This is a genomic window from Halomonas sp. AOP43-D1-4, from assembly GCF_052446175.1.
Classification (GTDB): domain Bacteria; phylum Pseudomonadota; class Gammaproteobacteria; order Pseudomonadales; family Halomonadaceae; genus Vreelandella; species Vreelandella citrativorans.
Window position 1 is genome coordinate 20,545 of sequence record NZ_JBQSVY010000002.1, and the last position, 20,740, is coordinate 41,284.

Below are 20,740 nucleotides of genomic sequence, written 5' to 3' on the forward strand. Positions count from 1 at the left end.
TATTGAATTAAGCGGGTCTTCATGACGACGACAACCACACCTTCACTGCCTATTTATCTGGATTACGCCGCCACTACGCCGGTGGATGCCCGCGTGGCCGAGGTTATGCAGCGCTATCTGACCGCTGACCAGCTATTTGCCAACCCTGCCTCGCGCAGCCATATGCTGGGCTGGCAGGCTGAACAGGTGGTGGAGCAGGCGCGTCGCCAGGTAGCCGATACCATTGGCGCCGACCCGCGTGAAATTGTCTGGACCAGCGGTGCCACGGAAGCTGACAACCTGGCGCTGATTGGCTACCTGCGTGCCAACCGTGAACGCGGCATGCACCTGGTTACCTCTACTATTGAGCATAAGGCAATCATTGATACAGCGGTTGCGCTTGAGCGCGAAGGCTTTGACGTTACCTGGCTTACACCCGCGCACGACGGCACCATTTCGCCGGAGATGCTACGTGCTGCCATGCGTGATGACACCGCACTGGTTTCGTTAATGGCGGTCAACAACGAGCTAGGCAGTATTAACGATATTGCCGCGCTTGCCGAGGTCGCTCATGAATTTGGCGCGGTTTTCCATACCGATGCAGCTCAGGCCGTTGGCCGAATCCCGCTGGACGTGGTGGCGCAAAAGATCGATTTAATGTCCCTTTCCGGGCATAAAACCTATGGCCCCAAAGGCGTGGGCGCGCTGTATGTAAAACGCCACCCGGACATTCGCCTTGAGGCATTGATTCACGGTGGCGGGCATGAGCGCGGCATGCGCTCCGGCACCCTCCCAACGCATCAAATTGCCGGGATGGGTGAAGCATTTTTGTTAATGCAAACAGAGCATGCTAACGATCAGGCACATATCACGCATCTACAGCAGCGCTTTTTAAAGGGGCTTGAAACGCTGGATGGCGTGGTGGCCAATACTCCGCTTGACCGCGCAGTACCCAATATCTTGAACCTCGCGTTTGAAGGCATCGACGGTGAGTCGCTGTTGATGGCCCTGCGCTATGTGGCCGTTTCTACCGGCTCCGCTTGCAACTCGGCAAGCGTTGACCCCTCTTACGTCTTACTCGGGGTAGGCGTTCCGCGCACGCTAGCACTTTCATCGCTACGCTTTAGTTTTGGACGCTTCACCACGCAAGACGATATTGATCACGCGCTAACCCTCATTCGCCATGCGGTGAGCGGTTTACGAACACTGCCACGCTAAGCGGCTAGCGCTTTTACAAGGAGCACGCCTTATGGCAACACTCAACATTACCCCAGCTGCCGCACAACAGATCCGCCATGTGCTTGATGAACGCGGCCAAGGCCTAGGCCTACGTGTGTCGGTCAAGCCCAGCGGCTGCTCGGGCTACAGCTATGTGCTGGACTTTGCCGATGAAGTCGGTAGTGACGAAGTTCTCTTTGAAGATCACGGCGCCAGCGTTTATGTGTCACCTGATGCACTTGAGATGCTGGATGGTAGCGAAGTGGACTATGTCAGCGAAGGGCTGAACCGCTTTTTCAAGTTCAACAACCCAAATGTTAAAGATGAATGCGGCTGCGGTGAAAGCTTTACGGTGTAAACCGTAGGCGCCAATGTCATCATCGGTATTCAACCCCCGCTTGAGGCGCTATAATCGCGCCCACTCGGTAATCGGTGGACACTACCGTCATTTTGCCGAAACGATTTTCCTTCGCCGCCCCGGCTTGCCGAGGCGGCAATTTCTGCTTTATCCCTTTCTCTAAAGGCCTCAAGGAGATATTTACATGGCTACTGAACGCACTCTGTCTATCATCAAGCCCGATGCCGTTGCCAAAAACGCCATTGGCGACATCATCGCTCGCTTTGAAAAAGCCGGCCTGCAGGTTGTTGCCGCTAAAATGACCCACCTTTCTGAAGAGAAAGCGGGCGGTTTCTACGCCGAGCACAAAGAGCGTCCGTTCTTTAAAGACCTGGTGGGCTTCATGACGTCCGGCCCGGTGGTTGTTCAAGTACTTGAAGGTGAAGGCGCGATTGCCAAAAACCGTGACCTGATGGGTGCTACCAACCCTAAAGAAGCGGCCCCGGGCACTATTCGTGCTGACTTCGCGGAAACAATCGACGCTAACGCTGTCCATGGTTCCGATTCTGCGGAAAGCGCTGCGCGCGAAATTAGCTACTTCTTCGGTAATGACGAAATCTGCCCGCGCTAATTTTTAGCGGCGCCGTTTCAACATTCGTTGCCGGCCATTTTCGCGGGGGCCTGGCCCCCGCCCTTTCTAGAACGCTGACCACCATGACCACCACCGTAGCCCAACATACGCCCGCTCCCCAATCTGCGCCTGACAGTGAAACGCCAGCGGCAAAAGCGCCTGAGCGCCAGAACCTGCTTGGCATGTCGCGCGAACAGATGGAAGCGTTCTTCTTGTCGATTGGCGAGAAGAAATTCCGCGCCGCTCAGTTGATGAAGTGGATCCACCAGGAAGGTAGCGATGACTTCACCGCGATGACCAACCTGTCCAAACCGTTGCGCGAAAAGCTGGCAAAAGTGGCCGAAATTCGTGGTCCCAGCGTTATTTACGAAGGCACCTCAACCGACGGTACCCGTAAGTGGGTATTAGAAGTAGAGGATGGCAGCTACGTTGAAACCGTGCTGATTCCCGCTGAAAACGGCAAGCGGCGCACGCTGTGCGTCTCTTCTCAAGTGGGCTGCTCGCTGGACTGTAGTTTCTGCTCCACCGGCAAACAGGGCTTTCAGCGTAACCTTACCGCCGCCGAAATCATTGGTCAGGTATGGGTTGCACAGCGCAGCGTCGGGCCGCGCCGTGACACCGCTAACCGCCCGGTTACCAACGTGGTCATGATGGGCATGGGCGAACCCCTGCTCAACTTTGACAACGTAGTGCCGGCCATGAAGTTAATGCTGGATGACAACGGCTACGGGCTCTCCAAGCGCCGCGTTACGCTGTCGACCTCAGGCGTTGTGCCGATGATCGACAAACTAGGCGACGAGATGGACGTAAGCCTGGCTATTTCGCTGCATGCCTCGACAGACGAGCTGCGCAATGAACTGGTGCCGATCAACCGCAAATACAACATCCAAATGTTGCTGGATGCGTGCCATCGCTACCTGTCCAAGTGCCCGGACAATCGCCAGGTCACTATTGAATACACGCTGATCAAGGATGTTAACGACCAGCAAGAGCATGCCGAACAGCTCGCCGCGCTGCTTAAAGAGTTGCCCTGTAAGATTAATTTGATACCGTTTAACCCGTTTCCTAACTCAGGATATGAAAAACCATCACGCAACCAGGTCATGCGCTTTCAACAGTGGCTGTATGATTTGGAGTATAACGCGACGGTTCGTATGACTCGGGGTGAGGATATCGACGCAGCCTGCGGTCAGTTAGTGGGACGCGTGAAAGACCGGACAAAGCGCAGCGCTCGCTATATCCAATCGGTACAGATTGACGCTGACTAAACGGTGCTTATCTTGACTTCCGACGAGCACAGCGCTTTGATGGACACGGTTTATTCGTTGTGCTGGCGGTTAGTTAGCTATTTACACCATGAGGATCAACATGATCTGTCACTACAGGCGTTTTAACCCGTTTAGGGTGCCCATGTTCGCTGTACTGTTGAGCAGCGTATGGCTCGCCGGTTGTGCCACATCAAACACGTTACCCTCTCAGGCAAGCAATGACGCCAAGGATGCCTATACGCAGCTCGGCGTTGCCTACCTGGAGCGCAACAATCTCCCACGGGCGCGCGCCGCCCTGGGTCACGCGCTGGAGATCGACCCGCACCATGCCAAAGCATTGCAGGCCTTAGCCATGGTCTATCAACAGCAGGGCGACATCGGACTTGCCGACCAATATTTTAAACAAGCGATCGACGCCGACCCGACATTTACCCGTGCCCGCAATAATTACGCGGCATTTTTGTATCAGCAGGGGCATATTGCTGCCGCTTGCGATCAGTTGGAAAACGCATCTAACGATGCCCAGTACGCCAACCGTGCCCAGCTTTTTACCAACCTGGGCCAATGTTATTTGGCACTGGAAGAATTTGATAAAGCGCGTGGGCGTTTAGCCCGCGCGCAGCGTATCGACCCGCGGCAGTCGCGGGGGTACTTGACGTTAGCCGAACTGGAAGTTTCACAGGGCAATTACCATGAGGCCTGGTCACCGTTGCACACCTATTTGCAGTTGGCCGGGCCAGACCGGGCAGCGCTGGAAATGGCAATTGATATCGCTCATGCCCAAGGCGACCATGCCACGGCAGCCGATTACCAGCGCCAGCTTGGCCTTATGAACTGACGCCCTGACCACTTAATTTTTTAAGGATGCTCAGCCATGAGCGACACACAGTTACAAGATAGCGTTACTTCCTCCCGTACCACCTCCTCTCCCGGTGAGATGCTCTTGCGCCAACGAGAAGAGCTCGGCGTGCCCATTGGAGAGGCGGCGCGCGCGCTTAATTTACGCCCGGCCGTCGTTGATGGCCTTGAGCATGATCATTATGACGAAATTCCGGTTATTGCTTACCGTCGTGGCTACCTGCGCTCCTACGCCAAATACCTGGGTCTGAGCGAGCATATGATCCTGGACGCCTACCAGGAGCGCTATGGCGCCGCGGATGCCGAGCGAAAAGTTATTCCGGTGGCGGTTAGTCGGCCCCCCTCAAAGCTGGGCGCCTGGCTATTTAAGCTGGTGACCTTGCTGGTGATTGCTGGCCTGATCGGCGTAACCGTCATGTGGTGGCAGAGCCGTGGTGGCAGCGAGCCGCCTGGCTTTAATGAGACGTCCAGCGTTGAAGAAGGTAGCGAAGTACCGCCGGTATCGGATACTGGCGCTGAGCCCACGCCGCCTCAGCAGCCCGCCATCACCTCGCCTGCCCAGCCGGAAAACGATACGGCCACGGGTGGTACCGCTGGTAATAGTGAAACACTGCCTACTGATAACGCGGAGCAGACCGCGACAGTCGACGAGTCTGCCGCGCTTGATATTGCGGCAGATACGGATGCGACCAATACTGATGCAGCAGACGCTGATGAAGGTGCCCCCGAGGAAGCGGCAACGGCCCCGGCAGACAACCCAGGTCAGATGGAGCTCACGTTTAACGAGCAGTCCTGGACTGAAATTTTCGATGCCAACAATGAACGTGTATTTGTTGGCTTACAAACGCCCGGCACCAATGTAACCGTTGAAGGTGTGCCGCCGTTTCGTTTAACCGTAGGAAACGCCACTGGCGTCGTACTGCGTTACCAAGGTGAGCAGATCAACCTTGCAGAACGCGCAGGCGCCAACAATGTCGCCCGATTCACCCTGGGAGAGTGACCCGTCTTATGCACGCCCCTTCTCCGATAAAACGCCGCCAGTCCCGCCAGATTCACGTCGGCAATGTGGCGGTAGGCGGAAATGCGCCTATTTCCGTACAGAGCATGACCAACACCAACACGCTGGACGTGGCGGCTACCGTTGGGCAGATTCAGCAGTTGGAAAAAGCCGGTGCTGACATCGTACGCGTCTCCGTACCGGACATGGACGCCGCGGAAGCCTTTGGCAAAATCAAGCAGCAGGTGGGTGTGCCGTTGGTGGCCGACATTCACTTTGACTACAAGATCGCCCTGCGCGTCGCGGAGCTAGGCGTTGACTGCCTGCGCATCAACCCCGGCAATATTGGCCGTGAAGACCGCGTGCGCGCGGTGGTGAGTGCCGCACGTGATAACGGCATTCCTATCCGCATTGGCGTTAACGCCGGTTCGTTGGAAAAAGACCTTCAGAAAAAGTATGGCGAGCCCACGCCTGCCGCGCTGGTGGAATCCGCCATGCGCCATATCGACCACCTGGATCGGCTCGATTTTCAAGAGTACAAGGTCAGCGTCAAAGCCTCTGATGTGTTTATGGCCGTTGCGGCTTACCGTGACCTTGCCACGCGCATTGAGCAGCCGCTTCACTTGGGGATTACCGAAGCAGGCGGGCTGCGCTCGGGCACCGTTAAGTCGTCTATTGGCCTGGGTATGCTGCTGATGGATGGTATCGGCGACACGATTCGTGTGTCACTTGCCGCCGACCCGATAGAAGAGATTAAAGTCGGCTTTGATATGCTCAAAAGCCTGCGCCTGCGCGCCAAGGGCATCAACTTTATTGCCTGCCCCAGCTGCTCACGCCAAAACTTTGACGTTATCAGCACCATGAATCAGCTTGAAGAGCGTCTGGAAGACATCATGACGCCGCTGGATGTTTCGGTGATTGGCTGCGTCGTTAACGGCCCGGGTGAAGCAAAAGAGACCGATATTGGCCTGACCGGCGGCAGCCCCGCCAACCTGGTGTATATCGACGGCAAACCGGCCAGCAAACTGCGTAATGACCACCTGGTGGATGATCTTGAGCGGATGATCCGCGAAAAAGTGCGCCAAAAACAGCAGCAAGAAGATGACATGATCGCCCGCAGCGTTTAATGCCGGGGCCATGCATCAGCCAGGATGCAGAACGAGGAGTTTTCATTGAGCAAGTCCGCTGTTAAAAAGATTCAAGCCATCCGTGGTATGAACGACCTGTTGCCCAGCGATAGTCCTCGCTGGCAATTTTTTGAGACCAAAGTACGTCAGTTAATGCATCGCTACGGCTTCGATGAAATTCGCACGCCGATTGTCGAGCAAACAGCGCTGTTCGCCCGCTCGATTGGTGAAGTGACCGATATCGTCGAAAAAGAGATGTACACTTTCGACGACCGCAACGGCGATAGCCTGACACTGCGTCCTGAAGGCACCGCCAGTTGCGTGCGCGCAGCGATGGAACACGGCCTGCTCTACAACCAGACCCAACGGCTTTGGTACCAGGGTCCGATGTTTCGTCACGAGCGCCCTCAAAAAGGCCGCTATCGTCAGTTTCATCAGGTAGGTGTTGAAACGTACGGCTTTGAAGGGCCGGATATCGATGCCGAAGTGATTCTGCTCTCGGCACGCCTGTGGAAAGAGCTAGGTCTGTTTGAGCATGTCACGCTTGAGCTTAACTCGTTGGGCTCGTCCGAGGCGCGCGCCGCCTACCGCGATAAGTTGGTGACCTACTTTGAGCAGCACCGCGAGATTCTCGACGAGGACTCCCAGCGCCGTTTCATCACTAACCCGCTGCGCATTCTGGACTCTAAAAACCCGGCCATGGCGGACATGCTTAACGGCGCCCCGCAGCTCATGGATCATCTTGATGATGCGTCGCGCGAACACTTCGAGCAGCTGAAAGCCATGCTGGATGCGGCGGGTATCCCCTTTGTAATCAACCCTCGCCTGGTGCGCGGGCTCGACTACTACTGCCGTACGGTGTTCGAATGGACCACCAGTGCGCTGGGTAGCCAAGGCACGGTATGTGCTGGCGGTCGTTACGATGGCATGGTGGAACAGCTGGGCGGCAAACCGACCCCGGCGGTTGGGTTCGCCATGGGTATTGAGCGGTTAATCCTGTTGCTGGAGACGCTAAACCTGGTACCGGACGAAGCCCTGGGCGGCTGCGATGTCTATCTCCTGCCTATGGACGATAACGCAACGATTGCCGCGCTCACGCTTGCCGAACAGCTGCGTAGTGAGCTTCCCGACTTGCGCCTTCAACTGCACTGCGGCGGTGGTAGCTTTAAGAGCCGCATGAAAAAGGCCGATAAAAGCGCTGCGCCCATCGCCATCCTGCTGGGCGAGGACGAACTGGCCGAACACGCCGCCACGCTTAAGTTCTTGCGCGATGACCGCGAACAGCAACGCGTGAGCCAAGCGGCACTTTCTGCCACGCTAGGCGACCTGCTGGCCCACTAAGCCAACCGAACAGGCGCTGTGCGCTTACAAATAACTAATCGCCGCTGTGCTGCGGCGATTTTATGCAATAGGAGGCCGCCCGTGGCGGATCGAAGCGAAGAAGAGCAGCTGGACATCGTTAAGCGCTGGTGGAAAGAGAATGGAACCTCTCTGATTGCAGGTGCCGCTCTTGCTGCTGCGGGCGTCTTTGGCTGGAATGCATGGCAAAACTATCAGCAAGGCCAGTCGGAAGCCGCCTCGGTGCGCTACCAGCAGTTGGTCAACGTTGCCACGGCCAACGAGCTGGATGAGCAGCAAACGGCCAGCGCCCGCGAGCTCATTAGCGAGCTTACCGACGATTATGGCAAAACGCTCTATGCTGAATTGGCGCTGCTTATGGACGCTCGGTTAGCTGTACAGCAGGGCGATATCGATGCGGCAAAAATCTCTCTTGAACAGGTAGCCGATAACTCATCGCGTCGCTATGTGCAAAGCCTAGCCTGGCTGCGTCTGGCACGCATTGAGGTCGCCAACGGTAATCCTGAAGCGGCACTTGCTTTACTGGATGAGCCGATCAGCGAAGCCCTGGCGGCGCAGCAAGCCAACGTCCGCGGTGACGCCTACGCAGCTCTTGGGCAAACCGACCAGGCGCGGAGCGCTTGGCAAAACGCGCAGGAACTTGCAGAGAGCCTCGACCAAACGCTTTACGGCGTACCATTCAAGCTTGACGATCTTGGCGCCGAGGAGGCGACACAATGATGAATCTGCGTCTTTCCAAACAGATCATGCGCGTGACGCTAGGTGCGGTAGCTATTGCTCTGCTGGCAGGTTGTGCCAATAAAGGCGAACCCGCGTATACGCCCAAAGAGCTGCGTAGCTTTGATGAAACATCAAATCTGACCACCCAGTGGCGCCAGAATATCGGCAGCGGCCTGGGCCGTGCGCGTTACCCTATCGCCCCTTCCCGTGAAGGCAACACGATCTTTGCTGCCGATGCACAAGGCCTGGTCATGGCGTTAAACGCTAATACCGGTAATCGTGAGTGGCGCGTAGAGCTTGATACACCGATCTCCAGCGCGCTGACCGCGATTGCAGGCCAGGTCTACCTGGGCACTCGCAACGGTGAAGTAATTGCACTGGATCAACGCGATGGCAGCGTCAGCTGGCGCTCCAGAGTATCCAGCGAAGTGCTGGCCGCGCCTCAAGCCAACCAGCAATTGCTGGTCGTACAAAGCGTTGATGGTCAGATAACGGCGCTAGACCGCACCAACGGCCAGGAGCGCTGGGTTTATACCAGTTCTCAGCCTGCCCTTACCCTTCGCGGTACCGGGACGCCGATGGTCATTGACCCGGTCACTTTCGTCGGCCTCGCAAACGGACGCCTGGCCACGCTTGATAACCGTAGCGGCCAGCCGCTGTGGGATATGCAAATCGCCACCCCCAGTGGCCGTAGCGAAGTTGAGCGACTGGTCGATATTGCCGGCCAGCCGCTGATTACGCCTGACGGCCGCCTGTTTGTCACCAGTTACAACGGTCGCGTGGTGGCACTGGAAGCCACACGCGGCAGCGTACTCTGGGAAAGTAATCTCTCTAGCCGCCATTCACCGCTGATGGTGGGTAACTATCTTTATGTGGTTACCGACGACAGCCACCTCGTCGCGCTTGATGCCGAAAATGGCCAAGAAATATGGCGTAACAATGAACTTGAAGATCGCTGGCTTACCGCCCCAGCCTTTGCTGATGGCCGTATCGTGGTTGGCGATTTTGAAGGTTATGTCCATTTGATCGACGCGCGTGAAGGTAACATCGTGGGCCGCACCCGGGTGCATAAATCCGGCATTAGCGTGTCCCCCATTACTGATGGCAGCACCATTCATGTCCAGGCCGACAATGGTCGTCTGGAAACCCTGGAAGTCACTCCATGACACCCGTCATTGCTTTGGTCGGTCGCCCCAATGTGGGCAAATCGACACTGTTTAACCGCCTAACGCGTTCGCGTGATGCACTCGTGGCCGACTTTCCCGGCCTCACCCGCGACCGCAAGTATGGCAACGGCATGCTGGGCGGCAAAGCCTATACGGTGATTGATACCGGCGGTATCAGTGGTGATGAGGAAGGCATTGATGCGGCGATGGCAGAACAGTCGCTTGCCGCGATTGATGAAGCCGATATTGTCCTGTTCCTGGTCGATGCCCGTGCCGGGCTTAACGTAGCGGATGAAGCGATTGCCAACCACCTACGCGTTAACCAGAAAAAAACCTGGTTGGTGGTGAACAAGACCGATGGTCTGGAAGAGCACTCGGCCATGGCCGACTTCTGGAAGCTGGGCCTTGGCGACCCTTGGGCCATTGCTGCCGCGCACGGACGTAACGTTTCAACGCTGATTGATACCGTGCTTGAGCCGTTTCCCGAGCGCGACCCCAGCATTCCAGCGGATACCGGTTCCAAAGGCATCCGCATTGGGGTCATTGGTCGCCCCAACGTGGGCAAATCCACTCTGGTCAACCGCCTACTGGGTGAAGATCGTGTCGTGGTGTTCGATGAAGCCGGTACCACGCGTGATGCTATCGAGATTCCTTTCGAGCGCCGCGGCAAGCCGTATGTGTTGATCGACACCGCCGGTATTCGCCGCCGCAAGAACGTTAGCGAGATTGCCGAGAAGTTTTCCATTATCAAAACCCTTGACGCGATTAAAGAGTGTCATGTGGCGGTGATGGTACTGGATGCCCGCAGCGGCCTGGTTGAGCAGGATCTTCACCTGTTGGATTACGTGCTGACAACAGGGCGTGCACTGGTACTGGCGATCAACAAGTGGGATGGCCTGGAGAGCGAAGCAAAAGACAAGATGCGTGCCGATATCAAGCGCCGCCTGGGCTTTGCCGACTACGCTGAAATGCACTTTATTTCAGCTCTGCACGGTACCGCAGTGGGTGATTTATACCCCTCCATTGAGCGGGCATTTAATGCGGCCAACGCACACTGGTCGACCAACCGGTTGACGACCCTGTTACAGGATGCGGTCAGCCAGCACCAGCCCCCGATGGTTAACGGGCGGCGTATTAAGCTGCGTATGGCCCACCAGGGCGGCAGTAATCCGCCGATTATCGTTGTGCACGGTAATCAGACCGCGTCGGTTCCTGAAGCGTATCGCCGCTATCTGATCAATACTTTCCGTAAGGTGTTGAAGGTGCGCGGCACGCCCATGCGGTTTGAGTTCCGCTCAGGCGATAACCCGTTTGACTCTATGGCCGGGGCCAGTGATAAAGAGAAAGCCAAAAAGCGCGAGCTTACCCGCACCAAAGATGCGCGGAAAAGCCGTCGCTAAACGCTCTATGCGCTATCCCGCAGTAATAACGCCTGCTTGTTTAAGCAGGCGTTTTTTGTTTTAAGCTAACATGTGCAAATTTGCTTGACAGAAACCAGCGCGGCCCCTCAAATAGCCGCGCTTCTCGCTCATGCTCCCTGGCGCTTGCCGCCACCACCCTTCTCAGGAGGGAACCTTATGTTATATGCCGTTCGTCACTGGCGCTGGCTTGTGATGCTGAGTTTGGCAAGCCTGCTTACCGGCTGCCTTGCACTCCCCCAAACGGGGCTATTTGCCTTTCGCTTGGCCATTACCTCACTCGGCGTGGAGGATGTGCGTATTGGCCCCTACTCCGTTGACGCAGGCCTGGATACCAGCGACTTGACCAGCCTGCTGGCTTCAAGCCTGGGCATGGGTAGCCTGCCGGTTCAGGCAACACTCGCAATGGGCCTTGGGCTGCCTGCGGGAATGCCAGCGGTAGCCATGTCAGGCTTTAACTGGACGCTGGACATGCCAGGTGTTGACCCCGTGGAAGGGGAGTATACCCAGGATGTTTCATTAACCTCGGGCGACGGCGCCAATCTACGTTTGCCGGTGGCATTTGATATCCTGGGCACCGATGCCCAAAAAATGGCGCCAATGCTGAACCTGGTCCAGCAGCTCGCCTCTCAAGGCGAACTACCCGCAGGCAGTGAGCTTGCGATCACGCCGGGCGATTTACGCGGCCTAGGCATGACGCTACCGGCGGGGCTACTCACACCGACCATTCGCCTTAATGTGGGTGAAGATGGTCAGCTAATCCCTCAGCGTTAAGCTGTTTCTGCCAGGCATGGCAACAGAGGCTAGCCAATGCTCCACATGGTCAAGTCATCTGGTTAAATGTCGGCTCAGTTCAGCGTTTATCCCTAGCCTCAATCCCTGTCCTTAATCCCTGTCCTCAAGTGCATTAAGTGACAACAAGGGGATTGATTTACCCTGCACAGTGGTTATCTTGTGTGCATGGAATTCAATCATCTTTAAGGAAATCATCTCATGCGTTGGCTTCGTCCCTTTGCTGTTACTGCGCTATGCGCTTCTTTAGCGGCCTGTTCAACGTCCCCTACCGGACGCTCGCAATTATTGCTGCTTTCTGATGACCAGCTTAACGAGATGGGCCAGCAGGCATTCGCCCAGTACCAGCAGGATATTCCTACCGCAGGCCAGGCAAGCCACCGCTATGTGCAGTGCATCACCAATGCCATCGTGGATGTATTACCGGCTGAACAGCGTAACCTTGACTGGCAAATCCGGGTATTTGAAGCCGAACAGCCCAACGCCTTCGCACTGCCTGGCGGTTATATGGGGGTCAATACCGGCATGCTAAATGTTGCCACCAACCAGGATCAACTAGCCTCCGTGGTAGGCCATGAAATTGGTCACGTGCTTGCCCGCCACGCCAATGAGCGGGCATCAACCGAAAACGCTACGTCACTAGGGCTTTCGGTTATTTCCAGCGCATCGGGTATGCAAACCCCTGGCGGACAACAGCTGATGGGCGTGCTGGGCATGGGCGCGCAATACGGCATTGCCTTGCCGTTCTCACGTAGCCATGAAAGCGAAGCGGATGTGATTGGCCTGGACCTGATGGCACAGGCAGGCTTTGACCCGCGTCAAAGCGTTACGCTCTGGGAAAACATGCAGGCCGCCTCGGGCGGTGGCGCGCCACCGGCATGGATGTCGACGCACCCAAGCCAGGGACAGCGTATTGAGGGCCTACAAGCCAATATGGACACAGCGCTTGCCACCTACGAGCAGGCGCGCAACAGCGGGCACACGCCTAACTGCCAGCGCCCGTAACCCTTTGCTTTAACTTTTAACGATAAAGGGCCGAGCCATCTCGGCCCTTTTTTTGATGAACACATGCAAGCGGCTAACCCGCATTGAGCATTCTGCGCAGCATCTGGCGTACCTGAGTCGTCTCGGGGCGTACATTTCGCCATAGATAAAATGCTTCGGCGGCCTGCTCTACCAGCATTCCCAGGCCATCCAAGCGCTGGGCACCATGCGTTCCTGCCCACTTCAAGAAGACCGTTTGCGTAGCGCCATACATCATGTCGTAGGCCCAGGCATCGTTTGCAAATAGATGACCCGGCAGAGGAGGTAAATCGCCTGTCAGACTGGCACTGGTTCCGTTGATCACGACACTAAAAGGGCCTTTAGCTGCCTTAAACCCTCCACCGTGGATCTCGCCCAAATCAGCAAAATCGTCGGCCAACTGTTGAGCTTTTTCAGCCGTTCGGTTAACGACCACCACCTCGCCAGGATTTTCTGCGAGTAACGGCTCTAAAATTCCCCGCACGGCCCCACCAGCGCCCACCACCAGGATGCGCTTATCGGCAAGCGCTACACGGTTATATGCAAGGTCGCGTAACAAGCCAACTCCATCGGTATTATCGCCGTAAGTAAGGCCATTACCTCCGACTATCAGCGTATTCACCGCACCAGCCCGCTGGGCACGCCTGCTCAGGGTATCGCAGAGCGCAAACGCCTCCTCCTTAAAGGGTACGGTAACGTTGGCCCCCCGCCCGCCTTTATCAACGAATGTGCGCCAGGCATCGGTAAAGCCATCCAACGGCGCCAGTTGTGCTGTGTATTCAATTTTTTGCTGTGTTTGCAGGGCAAATTCGTTATGAATGAGGGGGGATTTTGAGTGCTCAATGGGATTACCCAATACGCAGTAAAGGTCACTCATCAACTCGTTCCTGTACGCTGTTTTATATTTCTGTGGATCACGATGTTTAAGCCCTATCCGACACGTTGAGCCAGTCTCTTGGCACCAGGTACTCATTTAGCGTGGCTTCAGCACTGCCAGGGGCAGGCGTATAGGCATACTCCCAGCGCGCCAGTGGTGGCATCGACATTAAAATTGACTCGGTGCGCCCGCCGCTTTGTAAGCCAAACAGCGTTCCTCGGTCCCATACGAGGTTAAACTCTACATAGCGGCCGCGACGGTAAAGCTGAAACGCTCGCTCACGCTCGCCCCAATCATCCTGTTGGCGGCGCTTAACAATCGGCACGTAAGCCTCTAAAAAGCTATCGCCCACGGCGCGTTGAAAGGCGAAACACTCCTCGAAACTGCCAGCATTCAAATCATCGAAAAACAGCCCGCCCACCCCACGGGTCTCATCACGGTGCTTTAAATAAAAGTACTCATCGCACCACGCTTTATAGCGGTCATAAACAGCATCGCCAAAAGGGTCACAGGCGGCTTTGGCCACCTGGTGCCAGTGCACAACGTCCTCAAGCACCGGGTAATAGGGCGTTAAGTCAAAGCCTCCACCAAACCACCAGACGGGCGTTTCGCCCTCTTTCTCAGCAATAAAAAAGCGTACATTGCCGTGGCTGGTAGGGACATGCGGGTTTTCAGGATGCAGCACCCAGGAAACTCCAACCGCATGAAAGCTGCGACCGGCAAGCTCCGGCCGTGCTGCCGTTGCCGAGGGCGGTAGTTGAGCACCATACACATGGGAAAAGTTGACGCCGCCTTTTTCAAAGACACCGCCCTGCTCAATCACGCGTGAGCGTCCGCCACCACCCTCCTCACGCTGCCAGCAGTCCTCCTTAAACGCAGCTTTACCGTCAGCCGCGGCCAGCCCCTCACACAGCCGGTCTTGAAGGCCGAGCAGGTACTGCTTAACGTCGTCTAAATGCTCGTGCGCCACGATGACTCCCGTTCAAAATTCTTACTACACAGTAATCTTCACCATAGCGCGTTTAAGCACTTGGTACTTAAGCCGTTTACTTATCTATTTAAGCGCGCATTACCTGGCCACTGGCTAAATCACGGATGGTGCTGGGTCGTGGATTCCCGCCCAGCTCGCCCGCTACTATCGCGGCGACCTCCTGCCCAAAAATAGTGGCGACTTCTTCATCACTCATGGCAGGCGCCTCACCCGCACGATTGGCCGATGTCGACACCAGTGGCCCGCCAAACGCTTCGCATAACGCTTTCATTAAGGGGTGGTCGGTCACGCGTAAGGCCACGCGTTGATGAGCACCACGAACCAGCGCATGGCTGCGACCGTTATCCGGCACCAGCCAAGTGTTAGGGCCAGGCCAACTGGCCGCAAGTGGAGCATGCAGTTCAAGCGGCAATTGGTTTAGCCAGGGCTGAAACTGCTGGATACTGGCCGCCACCAAAATAATGCCTTTGGAAGGGTCGCGCTCTTTCATGCGCATTAACCGGGTAAGCGCTTCGTCATTATCCGGGTCACAGCTAAGCCCCCACACAGCTTCGGTGGGGCACGCAATAACACCGCCAGCATGCAGTGCATGAATGGCAACTTCGAGGTCGACAGCCGGTTTCATTGGCTCTCCTGCTCTACAAGCAATTAGCGATAAGAGAATGCTCACATCCTATCATGGCCTGGGTAAGCGTACCCAACCACCCACCTGCTGAGCGACCCATCCATCAAGCTCCAGCATCAATAACCGCTGCTGGCAGCTGCTGACAGACTCCCCGGTATGCTGAACCAGTGAATCAAGCGGCACCGGCGTTGCCGATAAAACGTTAAGCAGCTCATCAGGCAGTGGTTCGCTTGATGGCGCCATTGACCCTGAAGGGGGAGACGAAGCCTTCACGGACGCGGGTAAAAAGCTACCCGCCCACTGCTGCAACTCTTCAAGCATATCGTCGACATGGCGCACCAGCGTTGCGCCATTCCGCAACAAGTGCAGGCAGCCTTGAGCCTGAACATTGTGCAAAGACCCAGGCAGGGCAAAAAGCTCCTTGTTCTGCTCCAGGGCCAAGCGAGCGCTGACCAACGAGCCGCTTTTCTCGGTGGCTTCGATCACTAACGTCCCCAATGAAAGCCCAGTCACAATCCGGTTGCGGCGCGGGAAGAACGCGGGGCGCGCCTTGGTGCCCGGCGGATGCTCTGACAACAATAGCCCGCCAGGCGCACAGCTCAATTGCTCATGCAGGTCGCGATGTCGAGCCGGATAAATAACGTCCACGCCGCAGCCTAATACCGCAATACTGCTTCCACCGGCACTCAGCGCGGCGCGCTGAGCGATGCCATCAATGCCCAGCGCCATACCGCTGACCACGCACCAGCCTCGGCGAGCCAGTTCCCGCGCAAAGCCCTGGGCATTGGCATTACCTTCCGAGGTGGGTTTGCGGGTTCCCACCATGGCAATCCTTGGCCCTTCAAGCGCCTGTAAATCCCCTTGAGCCCAAAGAATGGTGGGCGGGTCCGGTAACTCGTTGAGCAGCTCAGGCCAGGCCGGGTGGTGACGATGCAGAATATGTCGCGCTGGTCCGCTCTGCTGCCATGCCCGCGCGTCGTCTACGCATCGCTGAAGCGGGCTGCGCTCGGGGTGTTCAAGCCACAGCCGTAAGGCACTGGCGGCGTTAGCGGGCAGTGTCGCCAGCCAACCTTCCGGCCAGCGCGGCTGGCGTGCCACCATCTGGGTAATGCGCAGTGCACCCATGCCCGGCAAGGCGTTGACCACTAACCACTCACTGGTATTCATCGACGCTCCTCAACGTGCATGCTGAATATCCCCATTGCGTTATAAATCCGGAGTCACCACACGATCACCCACCTCCAGCATGCTGGACGCTTGCATCACCAGCGCATAACTCACCTGCTGGTAAGGCTTCACTACCATTGCCCAGCCCGCGGGGCTCGGTGGCAACGGCGTTACTACCTGGCGACGCGCGTCGAAAACAGTTTCGCTGGGCGAATTCACTTGAAGCAGATGCCCTGGCTCCAGGCCGTCTTGCGCGCCTACATCCAAAGCAATGATGTGCAAGGCACCTATAAAACGTACGCCGCCGGGCACGGCGAGAATACGACCGTTTATTGCACTGCTCGGCAGGCGGGGTTGAAGCGCCGTTCGAGGCGCATCGGGTTCCAGGGCAAGAATAAGATCGTTACTACGCACCTCTTGATGAGCGCTAAGCACTTCCAGCAGGGCAATATCCCCCTCACTGCGTACAAGGCGAGCTTCGCCGATGTGACTTAACGCCTGCCCCAACACCGCGCCGTCATCATCGGTATAGGTCTGTGTTTGACGATAAATACCGAAGGTGGCAAGGCCCGTCGTTGCTCTATTCGTTACGTTGCTCGGTACGCTTTCCAGTGCGTAGCTCGGCATAGCGCCACGGGCGTAAATCCGGTCACCTGCACCGTTGATCAATCGCTGGTGCTCGCCAGCCAACACATAGGCCATCTCAGGCTGGCGCGCTCCGGCTTCTATTACTCGGTGTTCACGCCAAAAAGCGTTAAGGCTTTCAAGCGAGAGTGTGCCGAGCTCACTTACCCTCGCGTCTAGCGCTCCATCCGGCATTGGCAAGGTACGTATTTGGGGAGAAAGCGTCACCACCGGCAGCGTTTCAGCGCCAACGGCGTGAAGACTTATTAACAACCCAGGCAGCAGGCTTACTACCCACTTGAGCACGTCACAAAGCGCGTTTTGTCTTGCCGCGCGGCGCATAAAGTTGGCTAGCACTATCCCGTACTCCGTGAAGGATGTTTCGATCATTTTCATGGCGCTTCACCGCATGTGCTGATGCCCAGGAGCGCTGCCAGCGTGATATAGTGGCGATTAGCAAAGTACCAGGCCGCCGCTATCCGGCCTGATTATCCAAGATTTAGCTTAACGATGACGGTAATCCCCATGGCCAAACTTCCTATTCTCGAATTCCCCGATGAGCGCCTGCGCACCAAGGCGGTACCGGTGGAAACCGTTGACGACGAGGTCCGCCAGCTTGTCGACGATATGTTAGAGACCATGTACGACGCACGTGGCATTGGCCTTGCAGCCACCCAAATTGATGTCCATCGTCGTATCGTCGTCATGGACGTAAGCGAAGATAACTCGCAGCCGCTGGTGCTGATCAACCCTCGCTATACGCCGGTCGGCGAAGACCAAGAGCCGCTTCCTGAAGGCTGCTTGTCGATTCCCGAGCACTACGCGGAAGTGCCGCGCTACCTTACGGTAAAACTCAACGCGCTTGACCGTAACGGCGAGGCGTATGAGCTTGAGGCCGATGGCCTGCTGGCGCACTGCATTCAACACGAGTACGACCACCTTGAAGGTGTACTGTTTGTTGATTATCTTTCGCCGCTAAAGCGCGACCGCATCATGAAAAAAATGCAGAAACGTCATAAGCTGATGAAAGACGACGCTTAACAGTCATCCGTTTTAGCACAGTTTACTTCGGTTTTTGTAGAAGTTTTGTAAGTGAGCGTATTTAAAACGCTTAAGGCCGAGAAGCCTGGTACTCCATACAACGGTACAACAGCCGTTGTATACCCTGCTTCTCGGCCTTATTGTTGCCCCAGGCTTTCTCATTTCCCCTGTTACCAGGTACCTGTTGTCATGTCACAGTTGCGCGTTGTTTTTGCTGGCACGCCTGATTTCGCTGCCTCAAGCCTTGCGGCCCTACTGGCCAGCAAACATAAGGTAGTGGCGGTTTATACCCAACCCGACCGCCCGGCAGGTCGTGGTCGCAAACTCACGCCAAGCCCCGTTAAAAAGCTTGCTCTTGAGCATGCGCTTCCGGTTTACCAGCCACAAACGCTAAAAGACCCGGCCGCTCAAGCGGAGCTTGCCGCCTTAAACGCCGATATTATGGTGGTCGTGGCGTACGGTTTATTGCTGCCTCAGGCCGTATTGGACACGCCACGCCTGGGGTGCATTAACGTCCACGCCTCACTGCTACCCCGCTGGCGCGGTGCCGCCCCGATTCAGCGCGCGATTGAAGCCGGTGATAACGCCTCGGGCGTTACCATCATGCAAATGGATGCAGGGCTTGATACCGGCGCCATGCTGCACGAAGTACGCACCCCAATCACCGAGCAAACCACCGGTGGCGACCTGCATGACCGCCTGGCGCTTCAAGGCGCCACTGCGCTCACCAGCGTGCTGGATAAACTGGCCAACGGTAACGCCAGTGCGACACCCCAGCCGGAAGAAGGCGTTACCTACGCCACCAAGCTCAGCAAAGCAGAGGCCGAGCTGGACTTCACTCAGCCTGCTGAACGCCTTGCGCATAAAATCCGCGCCTTTAACCCCTGGCCGGTGGCGTGGTGTCAGATGGGTGATGACCGCTTACGCTTACTCATGGCAAGCGTTGCAGCCGGTGAACAGGGCGCAACGCCGCCCGGCACGCTGCTTGAAAACGGTGAAGACCATCTGCGTATTGCCTGTGGCCCGGAAGGCCGCGAGGTTTTATGTATCAGTAGCGCCCAACTTCCTGGCGGCAAGGCCATGGCTGTGCGCGACTTACTCAATGCCCACCATGCCCGTTTGACGCCCGGTAACCGCCTTGGTCAGCCTGAATCCCAGCAAGGAGACGCTTTATGAGTCAGCAACGCTCACAACACGGTAAACGCGCATCAGGCAATAGCGGCCAGGACGTGCGCGCCGCCGCCGCCCGTGCGTTAGCGCCGGTTATTTCTCAGCAAGGCTCACTGGCCGCGTTGGATGAGAACAGCGTCGTTGCCCGTGACCGGGGCCTTTTAAAAGAGCTCTGCTTTGGCACCTGTCGCCAGCTTCCACGTTTGGAAGCGCTGGCTAACAGCCTGCTAAAGCAGCCTTTCAAAAAGCGTGACAGTGATATTCACGCCCTGCTGCTGCTGGGTATTTATCAGTTGCTGTATATGCGTATTCCCGCCCACGCAGCCGTCGGCGAAACCGCCGGTGCCGCGCGCTTGCTGGGTAAAGAGTGGGCGACCCGCGTACTCAATGGCTGCCTGCGCCGCCTACAGCGCGAGTCGGATGAACTCCAGGCCGCCGTTGATAAGGATGAGAGTATTGCGCTGGCCCACCCCCGCTGGCTGCTGGACGCACTACGCAACGCTTGGCCGGAGCAGTGGCGGGCAATTGTTGAGGCAAATAATCAGCCTGGCCCCATGACGCTGCGCGTAAATCAGCATCACAATGACCGTGAAGCCTATATAGAACGGCTGACCGAACAAGGCTTAAGCGGTGAACTCTGCGCCCACTCGCCAGATGGCATTACCCTTAACACGCCCTGCGATGTCACCCTGCTACCCGGATTTTCCGAGGGCCACGTTAGCGTACAGGATGAGGCAGCCCAGCTGTGTGCTGCGCTACTTGGCCCGGCCCTGGCACCTCGCCCCGGTGCGCAGGTATTGGATGCCTGTAGCGCGCCTGGCGGCAAAACGGCCCACTTGCTTGAACAGTTTGATATTGCGCTAACCGCCCTGGATAGCGATAACCAACGCCTTTCGCGGGTAGAAAGTACACTAGACCGATTGGGTCTATCCGCTACGCTTCAGAATGTGGATGCCACCCAGCGCGACTGGTGGAACGGCACACCGTTTGAGGCTATTCTGCTTGACGCACCTTGCTCAGGTACCGGTGTTATACGGCGCCATCCGGATATCAAAACGCTGCGACGCAAAGAGGACATCCGCAAGCTGGCCAAGCTACAGCAGCAGCTACTGGACAATTTATGGCCCATGCTGCGCGAAGGCGGCACGCTGTTATACGCCACCTGCTCGGTACTGCCTGAGGAGAATGCCCAACAGATCGAGGCCTTCCTGGCACGCACACCTGATGCCAAAGTGACCACGCCCAGCGATGTGGCCTGGGGTATCCAAAGCGGTCAGGGCCGCCAGCTATTTCCAGAGCAAGGACGTCATGACGGCTTTTTTTATGCCAGGCTTGAGAAGCAGTCTGCCTAG

The 20,740-nt window shown here is 56.8% G+C and carries 21 protein-coding genes; 16 read left to right on the forward strand and 5 right to left on the reverse strand.

What is annotated here, in order from left to right; translation table 11 throughout:
* Nucleotides 1-21: 21 nt before the first annotated feature.
* The 13 genes from ACT3RQ_RS01985 (at nt 22) to ACT3RQ_RS02045 (ending at nt 12,875) form a co-directional block, all read left to right on the forward strand.
* Nucleotides 22-1,197 (forward strand): aminotransferase class V-fold PLP-dependent enzyme, encoded by a 1,176-nt coding sequence (locus ACT3RQ_RS01985; protein ID WP_444679878.1) that lies wholly within the window; start codon nt 22-24, stop codon nt 1,195-1,197.
* Nucleotides 1,198-1,228: 31 nt separating this feature from the next.
* Nucleotides 1,229-1,555 carry a HesB/IscA family protein gene (locus tag ACT3RQ_RS01990; RefSeq protein WP_444679879.1) on the forward strand — a complete coding sequence of 109 codons (327 nt, stop codon included), beginning with the start codon at nt 1,229-1,231 and terminating at the stop codon, nt 1,553-1,555.
* Nucleotides 1,556-1,739: 184 nt separating this feature from the next.
* Complete coding sequence (gene ndk, locus ACT3RQ_RS01995; RefSeq protein WP_087106555.1) at nt 1,740-2,165, forward strand: nucleoside-diphosphate kinase; 426 nt, start codon at nt 1,740-1,742, stop codon at nt 2,163-2,165.
* A gap of 83 nt (nt 2,166-2,248) precedes the next feature.
* Nucleotides 2,249-3,433, forward strand: coding sequence for a 23S rRNA (adenine(2503)-C(2))-methyltransferase RlmN (gene rlmN / locus ACT3RQ_RS02000; RefSeq protein WP_444679880.1), 1,185 nt, complete (start codon nt 2,249-2,251; stop codon nt 3,431-3,433).
* A gap of 100 nt (nt 3,434-3,533) precedes the next feature.
* Nucleotides 3,534-4,271 (forward strand): type IV pilus biogenesis/stability protein PilW, encoded by a 738-nt coding sequence (gene pilW / locus ACT3RQ_RS02005; protein ID WP_444679881.1) that lies wholly within the window; start codon nt 3,534-3,536, stop codon nt 4,269-4,271.
* Nucleotides 4,272-4,307: 36 nt separating this feature from the next.
* Entirely contained in the window at nt 4,308-5,291 is a 984-nt protein-coding gene (locus tag ACT3RQ_RS02010) for a RodZ domain-containing protein (RefSeq protein ID WP_444665900.1), read from the forward strand.
* Between the two features lie 8 nt (nt 5,292-5,299).
* The gene (gene ispG / locus ACT3RQ_RS02015) at nt 5,300-6,415 is read left to right on the forward strand and encodes a flavodoxin-dependent (E)-4-hydroxy-3-methylbut-2-enyl-diphosphate synthase (protein WP_172118615.1); all 1,116 of its coding nucleotides are present in this window, start codon (nt 5,300-5,302) and stop codon (nt 6,413-6,415) included.
* A gap of 45 nt (nt 6,416-6,460) precedes the next feature.
* On the forward strand, nt 6,461-7,756 hold the full coding sequence (hisS, locus tag ACT3RQ_RS02020; RefSeq protein ID WP_444679882.1) for a histidine--tRNA ligase: 1,296 nt from the start codon (nt 6,461-6,463) through the stop codon (nt 7,754-7,756).
* 81 nt (nt 7,757-7,837) lie between these two features.
* The gene (locus ACT3RQ_RS02025) at nt 7,838-8,494 is read left to right on the forward strand and encodes a YfgM family protein (RefSeq protein ID WP_444679883.1); all 657 of its coding nucleotides are present in this window, start codon (nt 7,838-7,840) and stop codon (nt 8,492-8,494) included.
* Entirely contained in the window at nt 8,491-9,660 is a 1,170-nt protein-coding gene (bamB, locus tag ACT3RQ_RS02030) for an outer membrane protein assembly factor BamB (protein WP_444679884.1), read from the forward strand. The genes ACT3RQ_RS02025 and bamB overlap by 4 nt, the downstream gene beginning before the upstream one ends.
* The gene (gene der, locus ACT3RQ_RS02035; RefSeq protein ID WP_087106539.1) at nt 9,657-11,060 is read left to right on the forward strand and encodes a ribosome biogenesis GTPase Der; all 1,404 of its coding nucleotides are present in this window, start codon (nt 9,657-9,659) and stop codon (nt 11,058-11,060) included. The genes bamB and der overlap by 4 nt, the downstream gene beginning before the upstream one ends.
* 177 nt (nt 11,061-11,237) lie before the next feature.
* Nucleotides 11,238-11,852: a hypothetical protein gene (locus ACT3RQ_RS02040; RefSeq protein WP_441678989.1), complete on the forward strand. Its 615-nt coding sequence runs from the start codon at nt 11,238-11,240 to the stop codon at nt 11,850-11,852.
* Between the two features lie 219 nt (nt 11,853-12,071).
* The gene (locus ACT3RQ_RS02045) at nt 12,072-12,875 is read left to right on the forward strand and encodes a M48 family metallopeptidase (protein ID WP_172118609.1); all 804 of its coding nucleotides are present in this window, start codon (nt 12,072-12,074) and stop codon (nt 12,873-12,875) included.
* Nucleotides 12,876-12,948: 73 nt separating this feature from the next.
* Here ACT3RQ_RS02045 and aroE read toward each other — a convergent pair whose 3' ends face one another.
* From aroE to ACT3RQ_RS02070, 5 genes are all read right to left on the reverse strand, one after another.
* Nucleotides 12,949-13,770: a shikimate dehydrogenase gene (gene aroE, locus ACT3RQ_RS02050; protein ID WP_444679885.1), complete on the reverse strand. Its 822-nt coding sequence runs from the start codon at nt 13,768-13,770 to the stop codon at nt 12,949-12,951.
* A 46-nt stretch (nt 13,771-13,816) separates the two neighbouring features.
* A complete protein-coding gene (gene hemF / locus ACT3RQ_RS02055; protein WP_444679886.1) occupies nt 13,817-14,740 on the reverse strand; it encodes an oxygen-dependent coproporphyrinogen oxidase in 924 nt (307 codons plus the stop codon).
* 88 nt (nt 14,741-14,828) lie between these two features.
* On the reverse strand, nt 14,829-15,386 hold the full coding sequence (locus ACT3RQ_RS02060; RefSeq protein ID WP_172118606.1) for an L-threonylcarbamoyladenylate synthase: 558 nt from the start codon (nt 15,384-15,386) through the stop codon (nt 14,829-14,831).
* A gap of 51 nt (nt 15,387-15,437) precedes the next feature.
* On the reverse strand, nt 15,438-16,553 hold the full coding sequence (gene dprA / locus ACT3RQ_RS02065) for a DNA-processing protein DprA (RefSeq protein WP_444622304.1): 1,116 nt from the start codon (nt 16,551-16,553) through the stop codon (nt 15,438-15,440).
* Nucleotides 16,554-16,592: 39 nt separating this feature from the next.
* Nucleotides 16,593-17,573, reverse strand: a complete 981-nt coding sequence (locus ACT3RQ_RS02070; protein WP_444679887.1) for a peptidoglycan-binding protein — start codon at nt 17,571-17,573, stop codon at nt 16,593-16,595.
* Nucleotides 17,574-17,702: 129 nt separating this feature from the next.
* On the opposite strand from ACT3RQ_RS02070, the gene def reads away from it, so the two are divergent.
* The 3 genes from def (at nt 17,703) to rsmB (ending at nt 20,740) form a co-directional block, all read left to right on the forward strand.
* Nucleotides 17,703-18,218, forward strand: a complete 516-nt coding sequence (def, locus tag ACT3RQ_RS02075; protein WP_444679888.1) for a peptide deformylase — start codon at nt 17,703-17,705, stop codon at nt 18,216-18,218.
* Between the two features lie 189 nt (nt 18,219-18,407).
* Nucleotides 18,408-19,394, forward strand: a complete 987-nt coding sequence (fmt, locus tag ACT3RQ_RS02080) for a methionyl-tRNA formyltransferase (RefSeq protein ID WP_444679889.1) — start codon at nt 18,408-18,410, stop codon at nt 19,392-19,394.
* Entirely contained in the window at nt 19,391-20,740 is a 1,350-nt protein-coding gene (gene rsmB / locus ACT3RQ_RS02085; protein WP_444679890.1) for a 16S rRNA (cytosine(967)-C(5))-methyltransferase RsmB, read from the forward strand. Before fmt ends, rsmB begins: the two co-directional genes overlap by 4 nt.